18 protein-coding genes and 1 pseudogene are annotated in these 17,147 nt (G+C 70.5%); 12 read left to right on the top strand and 7 right to left on the bottom strand.

The annotated features are described in order from the left end of the window. Positions 1-12: 12 nt before the first annotated feature. Both QSK05_RS16775 and QSK05_RS16780 read right to left on the bottom strand, forming a co-directional pair. Positions 13-771 (bottom strand): amino acid ABC transporter ATP-binding protein, encoded by a 759-nt coding sequence (locus tag QSK05_RS16775; RefSeq protein ID WP_285598165.1) that lies wholly within the window; start codon positions 769-771, stop codon positions 13-15. Further along, complete coding sequence (locus QSK05_RS16780) at positions 768-1,688, bottom strand: amino acid ABC transporter permease (RefSeq protein WP_352301651.1); 921 nt, start codon at positions 1,686-1,688, stop codon at positions 768-770. The genes QSK05_RS16775 and QSK05_RS16780 overlap by 4 nt, the downstream gene beginning before the upstream one ends. Before the next feature lie 361 nt (positions 1,689-2,049). Between QSK05_RS16780 and QSK05_RS16785 the strand changes: the two genes are divergently transcribed. The 6 genes from QSK05_RS16785 (at position 2,050) to QSK05_RS16805 (ending at position 6,404) form a co-directional block, all read left to right on the top strand. Continuing rightward, positions 2,050-2,304 (top strand): FAD-dependent oxidoreductase, encoded by a 255-nt coding sequence (locus tag QSK05_RS16785; protein WP_285598167.1) that lies wholly within the window; start codon positions 2,050-2,052, stop codon positions 2,302-2,304. Next, entirely contained in the window at positions 2,282-3,214 is a 933-nt protein-coding gene (locus QSK05_RS16790) for an FAD-dependent oxidoreductase (RefSeq protein ID WP_285598168.1), read from the top strand. Before QSK05_RS16785 ends, QSK05_RS16790 begins: the two co-directional genes overlap by 23 nt. A 109-nt stretch (positions 3,215-3,323) precedes the next feature. Continuing rightward, the gene (locus tag QSK05_RS16795; protein ID WP_285598169.1) at positions 3,324-4,166 is read left to right on the top strand and encodes a GNAT family N-acetyltransferase; all 843 of its coding nucleotides are present in this window, start codon (positions 3,324-3,326) and stop codon (positions 4,164-4,166) included. A 42-nt stretch (positions 4,167-4,208) separates the two neighbouring features. After that, positions 4,209-5,558 (top strand): GGDEF domain-containing protein, encoded by a 1,350-nt coding sequence (locus tag QSK05_RS16800; RefSeq protein WP_285598170.1) that lies wholly within the window; start codon positions 4,209-4,211, stop codon positions 5,556-5,558. Between the two features lie 107 nt (positions 5,559-5,665). Beyond that, positions 5,666-5,782: a hypothetical protein gene (locus QSK05_RS36650; RefSeq protein ID WP_502879771.1), complete on the top strand. Its 117-nt coding sequence runs from the start codon at positions 5,666-5,668 to the stop codon at positions 5,780-5,782. Between the two features lie 43 nt (positions 5,783-5,825). Beyond that, positions 5,826-6,404 carry a type IV toxin-antitoxin system AbiEi family antitoxin domain-containing protein gene (locus QSK05_RS16805; protein WP_285598371.1) on the top strand — a complete coding sequence of 193 codons (579 nt, stop codon included), beginning with the start codon at positions 5,826-5,828 and terminating at the stop codon, positions 6,402-6,404. Between the two features lie 120 nt (positions 6,405-6,524). On the opposite strand, the pseudogene QSK05_RS16810 reads toward QSK05_RS16805, so the two are convergent. From QSK05_RS16810 to glgX, 4 genes and pseudogenes are all read right to left on the bottom strand, one after another. Then, positions 6,525-6,722 (bottom strand): annotated as a pseudogene (locus QSK05_RS16810) (hypothetical protein); the annotation flags it as partial. Then, positions 6,716-7,108, bottom strand: coding sequence for a HEAT repeat domain-containing protein (locus QSK05_RS16815; protein ID WP_285598171.1), 393 nt, complete (start codon positions 7,106-7,108; stop codon positions 6,716-6,718). The gene QSK05_RS16815 and the pseudogene QSK05_RS16810, both read right to left, overlap by 7 nt. Positions 7,109-7,154: 46 nt before the next feature. Beyond that, positions 7,155-7,721 carry a response regulator gene (locus QSK05_RS16820; RefSeq protein WP_285598172.1) on the bottom strand — a complete coding sequence of 189 codons (567 nt, stop codon included), beginning with the start codon at positions 7,719-7,721 and terminating at the stop codon, positions 7,155-7,157. 113 nt (positions 7,722-7,834) lie between these two features. After that, positions 7,835-9,976 (bottom strand): glycogen debranching protein GlgX, encoded by a 2,142-nt coding sequence (glgX, locus tag QSK05_RS16825; RefSeq protein WP_285598173.1) that lies wholly within the window; start codon positions 9,974-9,976, stop codon positions 7,835-7,837. Positions 9,977-10,109: 133 nt separating this feature from the next. On the opposite strand from glgX, the gene QSK05_RS16830 reads away from it, so the two are divergent. From QSK05_RS16830 to QSK05_RS16840, 3 genes are all read left to right on the top strand, one after another. After that, positions 10,110-10,574 carry a T3SS (YopN, CesT) and YbjN peptide-binding chaperone 1 gene (locus QSK05_RS16830; protein WP_285598174.1) on the top strand — a complete coding sequence of 155 codons (465 nt, stop codon included), beginning with the start codon at positions 10,110-10,112 and terminating at the stop codon, positions 10,572-10,574. A 259-nt stretch (positions 10,575-10,833) separates the two neighbouring features. After that, positions 10,834-11,613, top strand: a complete 780-nt coding sequence (locus QSK05_RS16835; protein WP_285598175.1) for an enoyl-CoA hydratase/isomerase family protein — start codon at positions 10,834-10,836, stop codon at positions 11,611-11,613. After that, positions 11,613-13,637, top strand: coding sequence for a class I SAM-dependent methyltransferase (locus QSK05_RS16840; protein ID WP_285598176.1), 2,025 nt, complete (start codon positions 11,613-11,615; stop codon positions 13,635-13,637). Before QSK05_RS16835 ends, QSK05_RS16840 begins: the two co-directional genes overlap by 1 nt. A gap of 114 nt (positions 13,638-13,751) precedes the next feature. Here the strand turns inward: QSK05_RS16840 and QSK05_RS16845 are convergent, their stop codons facing one another. Continuing rightward, positions 13,752-13,934, bottom strand: coding sequence for a hypothetical protein (locus QSK05_RS16845; protein ID WP_285598178.1), 183 nt, complete (start codon positions 13,932-13,934; stop codon positions 13,752-13,754). Between QSK05_RS16845 and QSK05_RS16850 the strand changes: the two genes are divergently transcribed. From QSK05_RS16850 to QSK05_RS16860, 3 genes are all read left to right on the top strand, one after another. Continuing rightward, complete coding sequence (locus tag QSK05_RS16850) at positions 13,933-15,063, top strand: hypothetical protein (RefSeq protein WP_285598179.1); 1,131 nt, start codon at positions 13,933-13,935, stop codon at positions 15,061-15,063. The genes QSK05_RS16845 and QSK05_RS16850 overlap by 2 nt on opposite strands. Positions 15,064-15,303: 240 nt before the next feature. Then, positions 15,304-16,083 carry an electron transfer flavoprotein subunit beta/FixA family protein gene (locus tag QSK05_RS16855; RefSeq protein WP_285598180.1) on the top strand — a complete coding sequence of 260 codons (780 nt, stop codon included), beginning with the start codon at positions 15,304-15,306 and terminating at the stop codon, positions 16,081-16,083. Positions 16,084-16,120: 37 nt separating this feature from the next. Beyond that, entirely contained in the window at positions 16,121-17,092 is a 972-nt protein-coding gene (locus QSK05_RS16860; protein ID WP_285598181.1) for an electron transfer flavoprotein subunit alpha/FixB family protein, read from the top strand. Positions 17,093-17,147: the final 55 nt, after the last annotated feature.

Consider the following 17,147-nt stretch of genomic DNA (forward strand, 5'->3'; position numbering starts at 1 on the left):
TGTGGGGGGGAGTTACAAGACCTTGCCGAGGAACTCGCGGGTGCGAGGATGCTGCGGTTTGTCGATCACCTCGGCGGCCGGGCCGTGCTCGACCAGGCGCCCTCCGTCGAGGAAGAAGACCAGGTCGGCCACCTCCCGGGCGAAGCCGATCTCGTGCGTGACGATGACGAGAGTCGTTCCGGTGCGGGCCAGTTCCTTGATCACGGCAAGCACCTCACCGACCAGCTCGGGGTCGAGGGCCGAGGTCGGCTCGTCGAACAGGATGAGCTCGGGTTCCAGGGCCAGGGCCCGGGCGATCGCCGCCCGCTGCTGCTGCCCGCCGGAGAGCTGACGAGGGTAGGCGTGCGCCTTCTCGGCGATGCCCACCTTCTCCAGGAGTTCGAGGGCTCTCTTCTCCGGCGTGGGACGCCGGTGTGCACGAGGTGCCTCGGTCACGTTCTCCAGGATGGTCAGGTGCGGGAACAGGTTGAAGTTCTGGAAGACGAAACCGATGCGCGAGCGTTGCTGCCGGATCGCCCGGTCGCCGAGTTCGTGCAGCCGGCCACGGTGTTCGCGCACACCGATGAGTTCACCCAGCACCTTGACATAGCCGAGGTCGAGCTGGTCGAGGTGGTTGATGGTGCGCAGCAGCGTGGACTTCCCGGCGCCGGAGGGCCCGATGACGGCAGCCACCTGCCCGGCCCGGATGTCGAGGTCGATGCCGTCGAGCACTCGGTGGGTGCCGAACGACTTCGTGGCGCCGCGGATCTCGACGGCTGTCTTCTCGCTCATGCGAACCTCTTCCGGGTGATGGTGCGCAGCCGCTGGAAGGGCGTCGGGGGCACCGTGCGCTGTGAACCGCGGGCGTAGTGGCGCTCCACGTAGTACTGCACCACCGAGAGCACGCTGGTGAGGATCACGTACCAGACCGTGGCCACCAGCAGCAGCGGCACGATGTCACCGGGGAAGGTGGCGCCCAGCGTCTGCACGGTGCCGAACAGGTCGAGCAGTGACACGTAGGAGACCAGCGAGCTGGCCTTGATCAGGCCGACGAGCTGGTTCACGTAGGCCGGTACGATCGCGCGCTGCGCCTGAGGGAGCACGATCCGGCGGAACTGCCGGGCCCGGCTCAGCCCCAGGGCGTTCGCCGCCTCGTGCTGCCCCTGGTCGACCGAGGCCAGACCGGCGCGCACCACCTCGGCCGCGTACGCCGCCTCGTTGAGACTCAGCCCGATGATGCCGATCACCGTGTAGCCGAGCAGGTCGGTGGTGTCGACGTCGGAGAACGACGGGCCGAACGGGATGCCGATGCTCAGCTGGGGGTAGAGGGCGGAGAAGTTGAACAGGAACAGCAGCAGCACGATCAGCGGGACGGCGCGGAAGATCCAGATGTAGGTCCAGCTCACGGCCTGCAGCAGGGCGATGCCCGAGAGCCGCATCAGGGCCAGCACCACGCCGCCGAGCAGCCCGAGCACCGCGCTCCAGACCGCTACCTCCAGTGTCAGCAGCAGGCCGTCGAGGACGGACGGCTGCGTGAACCAGAAGCGGAATCGGTCCCACTGGTAGAAGGGGTTGCTGATCAGACCGTGTACGACCTGGGCCGTGACGACCAGGACCACGGCGGTCGCGACCCAGCGCCAGGGGTGCCGGGACCGGACGACGGGTCGGCTGATCAGGAGGTCGTCGGGAGGTGGGGTGTCAACCTGCAGGCGGGGTACGACGGAGGAATCGGCGCTCACGGGAACGTCTCCTTGGGGGATGCGGGCATGATGGCGCGCACCGTGCGTGAAGCATGAAAAGTGTTGCAGAGCAGTCAGAAGTGCTGAGGGTCAGTCAGATCCGACAACAGGAGGCGCGACGGGCGGGCGCGGGGGCGACGTGCTGGGTGCGGCACAGGGCATGGCGGAGCTGACAGTTCACGGCTCGCCCTCTCTGTGACCGGTGCGTCGACGGTGACTCCCGGGTGCGGTGAATCACTCTGCGAAGCAAGCTAAAACGCCCATTACCTTTTGTCAACCAAATCGGTGATGATTGGGTTCGGAACAGGACGGGTCTTCGGAGGTGGACGCAGTGGGAACGGCGACGAGGGGTGATCGGCGCGACGCGGACGTGATCGTGGTCGGCGGTGGTGCGATGGGGTCGGCTGCGGCCTGGCAACTGGCCGGGCGAGGGCTCGACGTGTTGCTGCTGGAACGGTTCGAACTCGGTCACACGCAGGGGGCTTCGCACGGGGCGTCGCGCATCTTCCGGTTGTCCTACCCCGACCCGCTACACATCGGGCTGGCGCGGCGGGCGGGGGAGTTTGTGGCGGGAGCTCGAGGGTGAGTCGGGTGCGTCGCTGCTGACTGTCACCGGCGGCGTCGACCACGGCGGTTCGCCCGATCTGGACCGGCTGCACGCCGGGCTGCAGGCCGAGGGGGTGGAGAGTCATTGGCTGGACGCCGCGGAGGCCGAGGTGCGCTGGCCCGGCCTCCGGGTCGACAGCCGCGCGCTGTACCACCCGGGCAGCGGCCGGCTGCACGCCGACCACGCCGTCGCCGCGCTGCAGTCCGCGGCGGGTGAGCGGGGGGCGGTGGTGCTGCACCGCACCCGGGTCCAGCGGATCCGGGTGGTCGACGACGGATGCGTCGAGGTCGAGACCGAACCCGACCGGCTTCCTCTGCGGGCCCGCCGGGTCGTGGTGGCGGCGGGGGCCTGGACCGAGCACCTGCTGGCCGGGCTGGTGCCCCTGCCCCGGCTGCGGGTGACGCAGGAGCAGCCGGCGCACTTCGTACCGGTCGCCGGGGAGGCCGGTTGGCCCAGCTTCGTGCACCGGATAGCCCCGGATGCGAACAATTTTCAGAAGTTCCACAGCGGGATCTACGGTCTGGCCACTCCCGGCGAAGGGGTCAAGGTCGGCTTTCACGGCGTCGGGCCGCGGGTCGACCCGGACCGCCGTGACTTCCGCCCCCGCCCCGAACTGGCGGCCGCGCTGGAGGAGTACGTGCGCACCTGGCTGCCCGGTCTCGATGCCTCGACCGCCGCACCGATCAGCTGCACCTACACCACGACCCCGGACGAGACGTTCGTGCTGGACCGGCGCGGCCCGATCGTCGTGGCCGCCGGATTCTCCGGGCACGGCTTCAAGTTCGTCCCCGAGATCGGCCGCATCCTGGCCGATCTCGCGGTCGACGGAAAACGTCCCGACCCGCTCTTCGCCCTCGACCGTCCCCGCCGGGCGCCGCAGCCGGCCTGACCTCGTCCACCGACCCCGAACCAGTCCCGAACCAGTCCCGAGCCGGTCCAGAGCCGGCCCCGAGTCGGCACTGGTTCCCACCGAGCCCACACCTGATCGAAAGGACCCGATGACCACCGTCCAGCCCGCCCCCGCATCCGGGGACCCCGCATCCGGGGACCCCACCTCGGGTGGCCCCTCTGGTGGCTCTGCGCACCCGCTCACCCCGGGCGTCCCTGCGCTGACCGGAACGCCGCGCGCCCATGGTGACCACGACGTCCACCCGCTCGACAACCCGGCGTGGGCCTCGCTCACCGGCCCGCACACCCACTTCGCCGAATCGGTCGGGCGGGCACGCCGCTACCCGCGCGACGTGTCACCCTTCGTGGCCGTGCCGAACGTGTCGACGGTGCCGGACCCCGAGATCTGGCGTGACCTCGCGGAACTGGCCGGGCCGGGACAGATCGTGGCGTTGTCGGGCAGCCCGGCGCTCGCCGGGACGCTGCCGGCCGGCTGGGAGATCGCGATGCAGGGCGAGGGGGTACAGCTGGTGGCGACGGACGATCTGGTCACCGCTCCCGACGAGGAGGCGGTCCGGCTCGGGGAGGCCGACGTGGCCGAGATGCTCGACCTGGTCGCCCGCACCCGCCCGGGCCCCTTCGAGCCCCGCACGTATCAGTTGGGCACCTATCTGGGCATCCGGCGCGGCGGTGCGCTCGTGGCGATGGCGGGGGAGCGGCTGCATCCACCGGGCTGGAGGGAGATCAGCGCGGTCTGCACCGATCCGGCCTATCGTGGGCAGGGCCTGGGCACCCGGCTGGTGAAGGCCGTCGCGCACGGCATCCGCGAACGCGGCGAGACCCCGCTCATGCATGCCGCCGCCTCGAACGAGAATGCCATCCGGCTGTACCTTTCGCTGGGTTTCGCCCGGCGGCGCAGGACCGGGTTCTTCGGGTTCCGGACGCCGCGGTAGGGCCGGGCTCAAGGTGGCGGGGCAGGACGACGATCGGCAACGGTGTCGACTCGGCGGTGGCGCCTGACCAGGCGGGTGTTCGTCGATCTGGGGTTGTGGATGAGTGCCTTCGGGCTGCTCGTCGGACTGGTCTTCCCACCGGTTCTCGTTCTGATGGGCGTGCCGTCCGGGGTCGCTTTCCACTGGTCGTTCCAGGCCCTGTGCGTGGGGGCGGGACTGCTCGTCGGCGGGGTGAACTATCTCCTGGCCCGGGCGGTGGTGGGCAGCCGTATGCGTGCGCTGGCCCGGGGGATGGACCTCACCGGACGCCATCTGGCGGTGGCCACCGACACCGGCGTCACCGGTCTGGGGGACCGGGAACGGTGGACGCTGCCGGTGGACTCGGAGGACGAGCTCGGCACGGTGGCGATCGCCTACAACGACCTGGTCGCCGAGGTGCTCCGGTTCCAGTCGGTGGCGAGGGCCATTGCTTCGGTCAGTGCTGCGGCCGTCGCGGCCGGACGGGCCTGCGCCCCGGAACGGGTCGCCGGGGCCGTGCTGGACGCCCTTCTGGAGGCGACCGCGGCCGATTCCGGGGCGATCGTGCGCGAAGACGCCTCCGGGCTGCAGGTTCTCAGTGCGCGGGACTGCGATCCGCTGCAATTGGTCGCGGCCGGCCCGGGGGCCCGTCGTCACCGTGCCTCCTTCTCCATCGGCGATGCGCCCGGGCTGCTCGTGGTCGAGACCTCGCAGAGCGATGACGAGGGACTGGAACGCATCGTCGAACTGGTGGCCGACCTGCTCGCCATGACTCTGTACACCGCCGACCTGCAGGCGGACCTGCGCCGCCAGGCCGGGGCGGACGAGCTCACCGGCCTGTCCAACCGGCGTGAGGGTCTGAGCCGACTGCGCCAGGCCCTTGAGCACGCCCGTGGTACCGGCACCCCCATCGGTGTGCTGATGATCGATGCCGACCACTTCAAGGCCGTGAACGACACCTATGGCCATCTCGTGGGCGACGAGGTGCTGCGGCACCTGGCCACGACCATCCGCTCGGTGCTGCGCCCACCCGATCTGCTCTGCCGCTACGGCGGTGAGGAGCTGCTCATGGTGCTCCCCGGGGCCGAGGTCTCGGTGGTCGCGGCGATGGCCGAGCGGGTCCGGTCGACGGTGGCGGCCTCCCCGTGGCTCCTGTCCGACTCCGACGGAGCGGACGGGGTTCCGGTCCGGCTCACCGTCAGCGTCGGAGGGGCCGGTGTCCACGGCCCGGACATCATGTCGGTGGAGGCGGCCCAGCACCAGCTCCTGAACCGCGCCGACGCCGCGCTCTACACCGCCAAACGGCTCGGGCGTGACCACGTGACCATGGCCGATGCCGTTGGCGTTCCGGGGGTCGGCCGCCTTCCTTCGTAATCGTGCGAACCTCGCCCGGGGCGGTGGGGGCGTCTCCCTGACATGTCCTACGAGTCCGGCCCCGCGATCAACGTGGTGGACGCACTCGACGAGGAGGCAAGCGGGCCGTGGGCTTCAGGCCCTCCGACGGCAGGCCCGTCCCCGCGGAACTCGAGTCCCGGTTCCGGCCCACTCGGCAGAAGCCGAAAGTGGGGCCGGCGCCATGCGCGGCTCGTACGTCGTGATCAAGGGTGAGTACGAGCCGGTGGAGGACCGGAGGGCGGATCCATGTCGGACGAGAGAGACGAGCTCTGGCGCGTCGCGGCCGGGCAGCGCGGGTACTTCACCGCAGCGCAGGCCATCACGGTCGACTACTCCCACCAGGCGCAGTATTTCCATGCCCAGCGCGGAAACTGGATTCGGGTGGGCCGGGCGCTGTACCGATTGCGGGAGTTCGATGATCTACCGGCAGAACCGGGTGATCACCTCGTCCGTTGGTTCCTGTGGAGCAAGGAGCGTGCCGTGGTGTCCCACGCCACCGCTCTGTCGGTGCATGATCTCGGTATCGCCAATCCTGACCGGATTCACCTGACCGTCCCCCCGGGCTTCCGTCAGAAGGATGCGGCCCTGATTCTGCACCGAGGAGAACTCGAGTCAGGTCAGGTCCAGCAGCACAACGGGTTCCTGGTGACGACCCCGATGCGTGCCGTTGCCGAGACCGCAGCGGCTGGCGCTGACCAAGACGTCATCGACAGTGCCGTCGCCGAGCTCCTGGACCGTGGTCTGGCGACGCGCCGTCAGCTGCTGAAAGAGGCGTCGGAACTCGGCCCGGCATCGGAACTCGCCGTTCAGAGGGCTTTCTCGTGAACCAGAGATATCGTGACTGTCGAACTGATAGTCCTCCCGCAGGAAATACGTCTCGTTCACGGTCAGGGCGTTGACGAGTTTCTGATCCAGGGTTCTGTCGCCCAGTCGCAGGGCCGAGAAAGAGACCGAGAAATCGGCTGTCCCATGGTCGGCCATCATGGCCTGGACCCGCTTGTCGACGAAGTACCTCTTGCTGAAGGAGAACTGAATGCCGGTACGTCGATAAATGTATTCGCGCAGCCGGTCGAAATCAGAATCGCGTAGTCGCGTCCCGGACGTACCCGGTCCGGCGCTCGTGGCCTCGGTGGGAATCACCACGCCTCTCCCTCGAGCATCATGGCCGCCTGATCCACCGAGAAGGCGATGAAAGGATCTGCCGGAAAGCGGGTCCGGGCGGCGTACAGGACCGGCAGGCAGCCCGGTCCCTCCAGCGCCGCCAACTCTCCGATCGCCGCTGCCACCACGCGCTGATTCGTATCTTCACGAACCAGTTCGCCCAGCCACTGCGACACCTGGGTGGTGCGCAGACACGAGAGCACCATCACGGTCAAGATCCGGATGTCCGGGTCAGGATCGTGCAGCAGCTGGGGGATGCGGCGGGCTGTGGCCGTGGTGGTCCGCGACAGCACCTCGACCACCGCCATCCGGAACCCGGCATCATCGCTGGACAAGTGGTGTATCAGGCTCTCGACGACCTCATCCACGTCATACCGGGCCAGGTGGGAGAAGATCGCGTCACGGACGGTCTGATCAGGTTCCACCGCGACCCTGGCCACGAGTGCGCACACCGTTGACGAGCAGGACGATGATGAGCTGCTGTTCGTCGCGGTCGAATCGCTCCAGACCCAGGCGGATGCGTAGAGGGCTCTCCTGCTGTTCCCGCTGGCGCTGCAACCGCTCACGCAGCCCGCCCACGCGACGTACCGGGGCCCGTGAGGCGGCCCGTACCTTGGCCACCAACTCCGCGCGCACCGTGTCGATGTCGAGGGAGACCGTGCCGCCGGGCTTGGGTACGTAGTCAACGGCACCCAGTTCCAGCGCCTCGAAGGTGACCTGCGCATCGGCGGAGGTGAGTGAACTGACCATCACCACCGGCAGCGGATGATCGGTCATCAATCGGGCCAGGCAGGTGATCCCGTCCATCTCGGGCATGTTCACGTCGAGGGTGACCACGTCGGGCGGGTTCGCAGCCACCTGGTCCAGCGCGTCAAGGCCGTTGCGGGCGGTGGTCACCTCGCACCCGGCCTCGACCAGCATCTCCTTGAGGGCTCTGCGCATCAGTGCCGAATCGTCCACCACCAAGACCCGGATCGGCATCGGTACCGCGACCTCTCGCTCGAGTCGGATGCCGGCCCCGGCATGCCCTCCTGTTCACTCGGGCCCGATGTACTCGATCTTGAGGTGAGGGCGGACTCAAGATCCGCGGCCGGTCACCGGGCCACGTACAACCTGACGGAGTCGGGGGAGGGCTCGATCTCGGTGGCCGGGGGCAGGAGGGTGGTGCTGCCCGGCGCCGGGGGACGGGGTTCGGCGCTGTCCCAGAGCAATTCGTAGGAACTGAGGGGCGAGACGTCGGGCAGGATCACGGTGGGCGGCAGCGCGGCGCCGGCGATGACGAGCAGCAGGGAACCGGTGCTCCCGCCGGTGCCGACGGAGGTGGAGGGCTCGGCGAAGAGCACCTGAAGCATGCGGCGCTGGGCGTCTCCCCAGTGCGCCATGGTCATCTCGGTACCGTCCTCGGCGAACCAGGCCACGTCCCGCAGGCCGCTGGGCCCGGGTTCGCCGGTGAAGAAACGGGAGGGGTGCACGGCACCGAACCGCTGGCGCAGTGAGACGAGGTGACGCGTGGTGGCGAGCAGGTCGTCCTGCCAGGGCTCGAGGTCCCAGTCCAGCCAGGAGACCGGGCTGTCCTGCGAGTACGGGTTGTTGTTGCCGTTCTGGCTGCGGCCGAACTCGTCACCGGCCACGAGCATGGGCACCCCGGCGGAGAAGAGCAGCGTGGCGAGCATGTTCCGGATGTTGCGGCGGCGGGCGGTGAGGACCGCCAGGTCGTCGGTCGGGCCCTCGACGCCGTGGTTCCAGCTGTGGTTGTTGTCGGTGCCGTCGCGGTTGTCCTCGCCGTTGTCCTGGTTGTGCTTGACGTTGTAGGCGGTCAGGTCGGCCAGCGTGAAACCGTCGTGCGCCGAGATGAAGTTGACCGAGGCCCCCGGACCGCGCGAGGCATCGAAGGTGTCGGCCGATCCGGCGATGCGGGTGCCGAGATCGCGCAGCCCGCCGGAGGTCTCGCCGTTCGCGACCCGGGCGCCGGAGGTCAGCCAGAAGTCCCGCACGTCGTCGCGGTAGCGGTCGTTCCACTCGGCGAACGGCGGTGGGAACTGCCCGGTGCGCCAGCCGTCGGGGCCGAGGTCCCAGGGCTCGGCGATCAGCTTGGCCCCGGCGAGCACCGGATCGACGCGCATGGCCACGAGCATGGGGTGGTCGGCGTGGTACTCGTTGCGGCCCCGGGCGAGCGTGGGGGCCAGGTCGAACCGGAACCCGTCGATGTCCATCTCCTGCACCCAGTACCGCAGGGAGTCGAGCACCAGCTGCACCACCCGGGCCTGGGTGGAGTCGAGACTGTTGCCGCATCCGGTGAAGTCGATGTCCCGCCCGTCACCGTCGAGCCGGTAGTAGGTGGCGGCGTCGAGCCCGCGGAACGACAGCGTCGGGCCCACCACCCCGGCCTCGCAGGTGTGGTTGTAGACGACGTCGAGCAGTACCTCGAGCCCGGCCTCGTGCAGGGTCTGCACCATCTGCCGGAACTCCGTGACGACCGCCACCGGGTCGTCCGCCGCCGCGTAGGCCGGGTTCGGCGCGAAGAACCCGAGCGTGTTGTAGCCCCAGTAGTTCGTCAGGCCCCGGGCCTCGAGATGCCCCTCGGACTGGCTGACGTGCACGGGCAGCAGTTCCAGCGCGGTCACGCCGAGACCGGTCAGGTACTCGATCGTCGCCGGGTGGGCCAGTCCGGCGTAGGTGCCGCGCAACCCCTCGGGCACCCCGGGCAGGTTCTTCGTCAGCCCGCGCACGTGCGTCTCGTAGATCACCGTCCGGGCCCACGGCGTGTGCGGTTTCGTCGACGGGCCCGGCGGCGAGGCCGGCAGGACCACGCCGTGGGCGGCGTAAGGCATCGAGTCGCGGTGGTCGATCGCGCGCGGGTTGCCCTTCAGCTCGGCGTCCACCGGGTGACCGAAGAGCTCGGGGCGCAGTCCGTGTTCCGGTGGCACGACCGCCCGTGCGTACGGGTCGAGCAGTAGCTTGGCCGGGTTGTGCCGGTGCCCGCCGCGCGGGTCCCAGGGGCCGTGCACGCGGAGCCCGTAGCGCTGACCGGGCTGCACGTCGGGGACGAAGCCGTGCCAGATGCCGTAGGTCAGGTTCGGCAGATCGATCCGCCGTTCGCTCCAGCGCCCGGCATCGGCCGGATCGGGGTCGAGCAGGCAGAGCTGGACCCGGTCGGCGTGGGCGGCCATCACCGCCACGTCGACGCCCTGGTCGCGGGGGTGGACGCCGAGCGGATACGGAAGAGACCTGGCCACTGACTCAGTGTGCCGGAATCCTCGCTCCGGGGGCTGGTCCAGGGCCGGTCGGAGGCGGGTCGAGCGCGCTCCGGTGACGGGGAAGGGGACGAATGCATCGCTCGTCCGGGTGCCTGGACTAGGCTCTGGGACCATGACGGATCCCACCTCCCTGCCCTCGTTCCCGCCTCCGCCGGACGAGCACCCGCTGCGCGGCAAGGTGCTGGACGCCATGATCGACGAGGGCCACCAGCCCCGGATCGACGAGGACGGCGATGTCGCCATCTCGATCCAGGAGCAGATGCTGTTCGTGCGTACTCTCGACACCCAGCCGCCGATGATGCGTGTCTTCGGCCAGTGGCTGCTCGACGACTCGATGGCCGGTGACGAGCTCACCCGGCTGCGGGCCGCCAACGCCGTCACCAGCGCGCTGAACCTGGTCAAGGTCACGGTGAACGCCGACCGGCTGGCCGTCGCCGTCGACCTGATCGTCTCCGACGGTGTCGACCTCGGCCCCCTGCTCAGCGCCACCCTCGAGGCCGTGCTCGGTTCCGTGCGCACCTGGCACCAGACCGTCACCCAGCTGATCGAGAACACCAACGAGCCCGACGAGGCCTGAGCCTTTCCTCTCCGGGGCGATCGGGCGGCGGGCCTGCGTCGGGCCGCCACCCGGGGGAGCCGGATGGAGGACGAGGCTGCCGGCGGACGCGCGCCCGCGGGCGTCCGCCGGTCGGTCCCCCTACGCTCCGGTGAGGCATCTCCTCGGGCGCCGGATGTGGGGTGGCCGATAGGCTCGGGGGTTTCCGGGCACCGACCGCACCGAGTAGACAGACCGGGCAACCACTTGAGCAGCAGAACACCTGAGAGGGAGTGCTGACGTGGCAGAGCTCGTGCGCCTCGATGTGGAGGACTCGATCGGCACCATCCGCCTGATGCGGCCGACGATGAATGCCCTGAACGCCTATATGACCGAGGGCATCCGGGGCGCGGCCGAGGAGGCCTCGTCCCGCGCCGACATCGCCGCGGTGGTCGTGTACGGCGGCGAGAACGTCTTCGCCGCCGGTGCCGACATCAAAGAGATGCAGTCGATGGACTACACCGATGCCTTCGTGCGCGGTGCCCGGTTGCAGAAGGCGTTCGACGCGGTGGCCGCGATTCCCAAGCCCACCGTCGCCGCCGTCACCGGATACGCGCTCGGTGGTGGCTGCGAACTGGCTCTGGCCTGCGACTTCCGGGTCGCCGCAGACGATGCGCAGTTCGGCCAGCCGGAAATTCTGCTCGGCCTGATCCCCGGCGCCGGCGGCACCCAGCGTCTGCCGCGCCTGATCGGCCCGGCCCGGGCGAAGGACATCATCTTCAGCGGCCGTTTCGTCGATGCCGCCGAGGCCCTGGCCATCGGCCTGGTCGACGAGGTGGTACCCGCCCCGGAGGTCTACGCCGCCGCCCGTCGGCGGGTACAACCGTACGTCGGCGGTGCCGGCGTCGCGCTGCGCGCCGCCAAGGAAGCCATCGACCGGGGTCTGGAGACCGACCTGGCCACCGGTCAGGAGATCGAGCGAGGGCTGTTCTCCGGCCTGTTCGCGACCAAGGACCACGCCCTGGGTATCGCCTCGTTCATCGAGAACGGCCCGGGCAAGGCAAAATTCGAAGGACGTTGATGAGCGACGAGACGGCGACCGGCCCCATCCCCGACGACGCGAAGGCGTCCGCGGCGGTGAACAGTCCGACGGAGCGGGCGGCCGGTTCCGTCTCGTCCGCGCGGCAAGACCCAGCGGGGGGCAGAACCGAGGGCGGGCCGGGGGACCAGGCTCCCCGCCCCTCGAAGAACCCGGTGCGTAAGCCGCGGGCCGCCAAGACCGCGGCGCCGACCGGTGACGGGGGCAAGCAGACCGCGGCCCGCAAGCCCACGTCCAAGCGCGCCCCCGCGAAGAAGACCGCACCCCGCAAAGCCACGCCCAGTGTTGCCGGACCGGTTGCCGGGTCGCCTGCGGTGCCGGTGGCGGAGGTGCCTGCGGTGCCGGTGGCTGACATGCCCGCGGTGCCGGTGGCTGAGGTGCCTGCGGTGCCGGTGGCCGAGGTGCCCGTGGTGCCCGTGGCTGACACGCCTGCGGCCCCGGTGGCTCCCACGTCCGAGGTTCCGGACCAGGTGCTGGCCGAGGCGGCCAGTGCCGAAGTCCGGCGGACCCAGCCGGAAACCCTCGGTTCGGATGGCGAAAAGGCCTCGGGGAAGGTAACTCCGGCAGCTGTGGAGTCGCAGCCGCCGGCCACCGGCGAACCGGTCGCACCGTTCACCGACCCCCTGATCAAGCCGGGCACCGACCGTTCCGCAGCGGCCCGGCCGGCGGCCCCCGCAGCCCCCACGACCTCCCCGGTCGAGCCCGCGACCCGGACCGGCACGGCCGATGGTGAGAACCTCGCACCGTCGCTGCCCGGAACGGGCCTGACCGGCGGGGCTGCGAGCGGCGAGACCGTGACCGGGGCGGGTGTTTCGGTGCAGCCGGTGGCTGCCGAGCCGACGCCGGGTTTGCCGTCTGCCGGTCCGGCGATGCCCGCCACCTTCACCCCTGATGAATCGGTGGAGCAGGAAGTGGCGGTGCCGGTTTCTTCCACGCCGAAGACCCCCACCCCGAAGGTACCTAACCCGAAGACCTCGAACCTGACACCGGCGTCTTCGCCCACTTCTGACGAGAGTTCCGCCGAGGAGCCGGGGCCCGCGTCCTCTGCTGGAAAGACCGGCCCCACACCGGAGCCGGCCGGGGAAACAGCCTCGTCAACCGGCTTCTCCCCCACCGAGAAGACCAACCCGCCCACGATGTCTGCCGCGGTTCCCGCCGTCTCCGCGAAGGTGACCCCGCAGGAGGCGCCGGTTGCCTCGTCCACCATGGGTGGGGGTACCCGGCCCGGCGCCAAGGGAGCCCAGGGGGCGGGGTATGCCCGCGACCGGTTCTCGGCACTGGTGGGTGCGCGGGTGCAGCGCCGCGAGAAGCAGCCGTACGGCGATGCTCTCGAGGTGGGAGCAGGGTCGACGTTCGGGTTCTCGCTCGGCCTGCTGCAGTCGGGGGTGGTGAGTCGGCTGTCGATCAGTGACCTGGCCACGTCCGCGCTCGCGGCGGCGGGGCGTCGCGCCGAACAGCTGGGCCTGCGCATCGAGAACGAGGAGCTGGCCGACCCGGAGATGCTGCCCTTCGACGACGACAGCTTCGACCTGGTGGTGGCGCATGCCCTGCTGCACCGTCGGATGGACCCGGCGAGCACCCTGACCGAGATGCTGCGGGTGCTGCGGCCGGGCGGACGGTTCGTGATCACGGGCGAGTCGACACGGCTCAAGGACTGGGCCTCGCGAGGGTTCGCGCGGGAACAGGGCAGCGTGGGCCGGGTCGGCATGTCACGGGCCGGTAAGGCCCGCACCCTCCTGCCCGAACGGCTGCGCACGCTGACGGGGGCCCCGGACGCGTCCCCGACCGTCCCTGACCGGCTCGAGGCCGTCGCGGCCCAGGCCGGGGCGAAAGACGTGCGGGTGCGTCCCGAGGAGCTGCTCGCCACCGTGCTGCCGTATCCGGGGGCCGAACCGGGGCAGGCGGTGATCCGCTCGCGCGAGCGGCTGGCCGGGCTGGACCGCAAGCTCTCCCAGGTACTGCCGGTCACGGCCTTCCCGACGGTGGGGCTCACCGGCACCCGCTGAGGCTGACGGATCAGAGTCGGTCCGGTGGATGATCGCCGGCTGCGAGGGCGGGACGTGTCTACCGCTCACGGCCTGAACCACCTGATCTACCTGATCCGTAGGACAGGCTCCAGGTCACGCCCGGCGGCGGCTCAACGCCGGGCGTCGACCTGCCGACACCCCAGACGTGAGCCAGCGCCCTGCGGACAGTCCCGGGAACGACCAGCCGAGCGACCCGGTCCAGTCGGTCCAGTCGGTCCAGTCGGTCCAGTCGGTCCCGTCGGCCCCGTCGGCGCAGCCGGTGAGAAGCCTGGTCATGCCGGTGCGCCCGGGACAGATCCCGCCGAGTGTGCTGCGGGCCGACGGTCCTCCGCCGGAGGTGCTGCGGCAGTGGAGTGACGCCCTGTCGGCGGCGGGCCTGTACAGCGAGGCGCTCGACGTGCACCCGGCGCTCGAGCGGGCGGACGTGGTGCGCCTGGCGGAACTGGCCGTGCTGGCCGGGATCCATACCCAGGCCCAGGAACTGCTGCGGGAGCTGAACGAGGCCGAGAGCGAGCGCAGCCGCCGCAACGGCACGGTGCTCGGGCCGGACCGCCCGGCTCCGCCCAGCCCCTGGCTCGATCTGCTGGCCCGGGTGGCGGAACTGCTCGCCGGCACGGGCGACCTGGCGGCGGTCGATGCCGCGGCGAGCAAGGTGCAGCCCTCGGCGGGGATGGACTGGATCGTCGCGCTGGCCGCGGTCTCGGTGGGCGACCTGCTGGCGGCGGCGCCGCTGGCCCGGGCGGCCCGCCAGGGCGGCTGCCGGGACCTGCGGATGCTGACGATCGCCGCGGCTGACGAGGCGCGTCAGGGTCAGTACGCCCAGGCGCTCGCCCTCACCGCCCAGGCGCAGTGCATCGCTCTTCCCGACGAGGACCCGGCCGCGCTCACGGTGCACGTGCTGCAGCGCTGCGGCTTCGCCGACGCCGCCCGGGCCCTGGCGCTGGCCGGGGTGGGGGACTCCTCCCTGTCACCGGCTTCGCGGGCCGACTGGAAGGCTGCCGCGGCCTCCACCGGCGCGGGCGGGCTGGGCCTGCTGCGGGAGCGGGTGAAGGCGCACGGCCACCGGTCGCGGCGCCGCGCCGAGCGCAAGGCCCGGGAGGCCGAGGCGATCGCGTCGTACGACCTGACCTGCCGCTGCTACGCCTCCGGCGGCTGGATCGGCCCGTCGCGGCACTTCTACCTGCAGCATCACCTGCACGAGCTGCTGCCCGTCCCGGTCGCCGGCCTGGACGCCCGGCTGATGATCTGCCGCGCCACCAGCCTGACCTTCCTCGACCTGGTGGCCCGGGAGATCACGTTGCCCGTGCCGTCCACGCCGCCAAGTACCGTTCTCACCTCCGGTACGGACGAGGAGCGCCCCACCCCGGGCATGGGTGTCAGCCTGGGACTGGCCCTGCCCGCCTAGGCGAATAAAGGCACAATCGGGTGAGTTAATTCACAGGCCCCTGGTCAGAGTGGCCGTCCGGCCTGGGTAGCGTGGGGGATCAGCGCTCCAGGGGTGCTCCCGGGCGCTCCAGGGGTGGCCCTCCCGGCCCCGGATGAGAAACTTGTTCCGGGTCATTCCAGGTAAGCGGTCGCTCAGGTCGCGGAAGCCACCTCCTGGCCGGTTGTCCCCAGAAGCTACGCAAAGAGTCGAGAGGCGCTCATGAACATCGTGGTGTGTGTGAAGTACGTACCGGACGCCCAGGCGGACCGGACATTCTCGCCGGACGACAACACCACGGACCGCGAAAACGTCGACGGCCTGCTCTCCGAGCTCGACGAGTACCCCGTCGAGGAGGCGCTCAAGCTCGCCGACGCCACCGACGGCAAGGTCATCGTGCTCACGGTCGGCCCGGAAGACGCGACCGACGCGGCCCGCAAGGCGCTGCAGATGGGCGCGCACGAGGCGGTCCACGTCCAGGACGACGCGATCCACGGCTCGGACGCCCTGGCCACGTCCAAGGTGCTGGCCGCGGCCATCGCCAAGCTCGAGTACGACCTGATCCTCACCGGCATGGCCTCCACCGACGGCTCGATGGGCGTCGTGCCCGCCATGCTCGCGGAGCGTCTCGGCCTGCCCCAGATCACGCTGGCCAGCGAGCTCACGATCGAGGGCGGCAAGGCCGTCATCCGCCGCGACAACGACGCCAGCACCGAGATCATCGAGGCATCGCTGCCGGCCGTGGTCAGCGTCACCGACCAGATCAACGAGCCGCGCTACCCCTCGTTCAAGGGGATCATGGCCGCGAAGAAGAAGCCGCTGCAGACCTGGTCGCTCGAAGACCTCGGCCTGAGCGCCGACGAGGTGGGCTCGGCCGCCGCCTGGACCACGGTCACGTCGGTCGCCGAGCGCCCGGCCCGCACCGCCGGGCAGGTCGTCACCGACGAGGGCGACGGCGGCGCGAAGCTCGTCGAGTTCCTCGCCGGCGCCAAGCTGGTCTGACCCCCTCTTCCCCCCACTGAACTGAAGGACCGATTCGATGTCCCAGGTACTCGTGCTGGTCGACCACGTCGACGGCGCCGTCCGTAAGACCACCACCGAACTGCTCACCATCGCCGCGCGTCTGGGCGAGCCCGCCGCCGTCTTCATCGGCCAGGGATACGACAACGCCTCCGCCACGCTCGCCGAGTACGGCGCGCAGACCGTCTACCGGGTCGAGGGCGAGGGCATCGAGGACTACCTCGTGGCGCCCAAGGCCGAGGCGCTCGCCGCGGTCGTTCAGCAGGCGTCCCAGGCCGGTGCCCCGGCTGCCGTGCTGCTCGCCAGCTCCGGCGAGAACAAGGAGATCGCCGGGCGTCTGGCTGTGAAGCTCGACTCCGGCCTGATCACCGACGCCGTCGACGTGCAGCAGGGCGCTGACGGCCCCCTCACCACGCAGTCGGTGTTCGCCGCCGCGTTCACCGTCACCGCCTCGGTGACGAAGGGTGTCCCGGTCATCACGGTGAAGCCGAACTCGGCCGAGCCGATCGCGGTCGCCGGGGTCGCGCCCGAGGTCGTCACCGTCCCCGTCACGGTCTCCGACCTGGCCCGGGCCGCGAAGATCACCGAGCGCCGCCCGAAGGAGAAGAGCGGGCGTCCCGAGCTCACCGAGGCCGCGGTCGTGGTTTCCGGCGGCCGGGGCACCAACGGTGACTTCTCCCCGGTCGAGAGCTTCGCCGACGCCCTCGGCGGTGCCGTGGGCGCCTCCCGCGCCGCGGTCGACGCCGGCTGGTACCCGCACAGCAGTCAGGTCGGCCAGACCGGTAAGCAGGTCTCCCCGACGCTCTACGTGGCGAGCGGCATCTCCGGCGCGATCCAGCACCGGGCCGGCATGCAGACCTCGAAGACGATCGTCGCCGTCAACAAGGACCCGGAGGCGCCGATCTTCGAGCTCGTCGACTTCGGCGTGGTCGGAGACCTGTTCACGGTGCTGCCGCAGGCCACCGAAGAGGTGCTCAAGCGCAAGGGCTGACAACTGACGCCGGGGCGGTGACGAACCGCCCCGGCCCGGTCCGCGCACGCAGTGC

Origin of the sequence: Kineosporia sp. NBRC 101731 (genome assembly GCF_030269305.1) — a bacterium.
Lineage (GTDB): Bacteria > Actinomycetota > Actinomycetes > Actinomycetales > Kineosporiaceae > Kineosporia.

Coding starts and splice junctions, on each gene's coding strand:
- QSK05_RS16830 (WP_285598174.1), top strand. CDS start 10,110: ATGACGGATCCCACCTCCCTGCCCTCGTTCCCGCCTCCGCCGGACGAG.
- QSK05_RS16855 (WP_285598180.1), top strand. CDS start 15,304: ATGAACATCGTGGTGTGTGTGAAGTACGTACCGGACGCCCAGGCGGAC.
- QSK05_RS16805 (WP_285598371.1), top strand. CDS start 5,826: ATGTCGGACGAGAGAGACGAGCTCTGGCGCGTCGCGGCCGGGCAGCGC.
- QSK05_RS16850 (WP_285598179.1), top strand. CDS start 13,933: ATGCCGGTGCGCCCGGGACAGATCCCGCCGAGTGTGCTGCGGGCCGAC.
- QSK05_RS16775 (WP_285598165.1), bottom strand. CDS start 771: ATGAGCGAGAAGACAGCCGTCGAGATCCGCGGCGCCACGAAGTCGTTC.
- QSK05_RS16860 (WP_285598181.1), top strand. CDS start 16,121: ATGTCCCAGGTACTCGTGCTGGTCGACCACGTCGACGGCGCCGTCCGT.
- QSK05_RS16795 (WP_285598169.1), top strand. CDS start 3,324: ATGACCACCGTCCAGCCCGCCCCCGCATCCGGGGACCCCGCATCCGGG.
- QSK05_RS16820 (WP_285598172.1), bottom strand. CDS start 7,721: ATGCCGATCCGGGTCTTGGTGGTGGACGATTCGGCACTGATGCGCAGA.
- QSK05_RS16840 (WP_285598176.1), top strand. CDS start 11,613: ATGAGCGACGAGACGGCGACCGGCCCCATCCCCGACGACGCGAAGGCG.
- QSK05_RS16845 (WP_285598178.1), bottom strand. CDS start 13,934: ATGACCAGGCTTCTCACCGGCTGCGCCGACGGGGCCGACGGGACCGAC.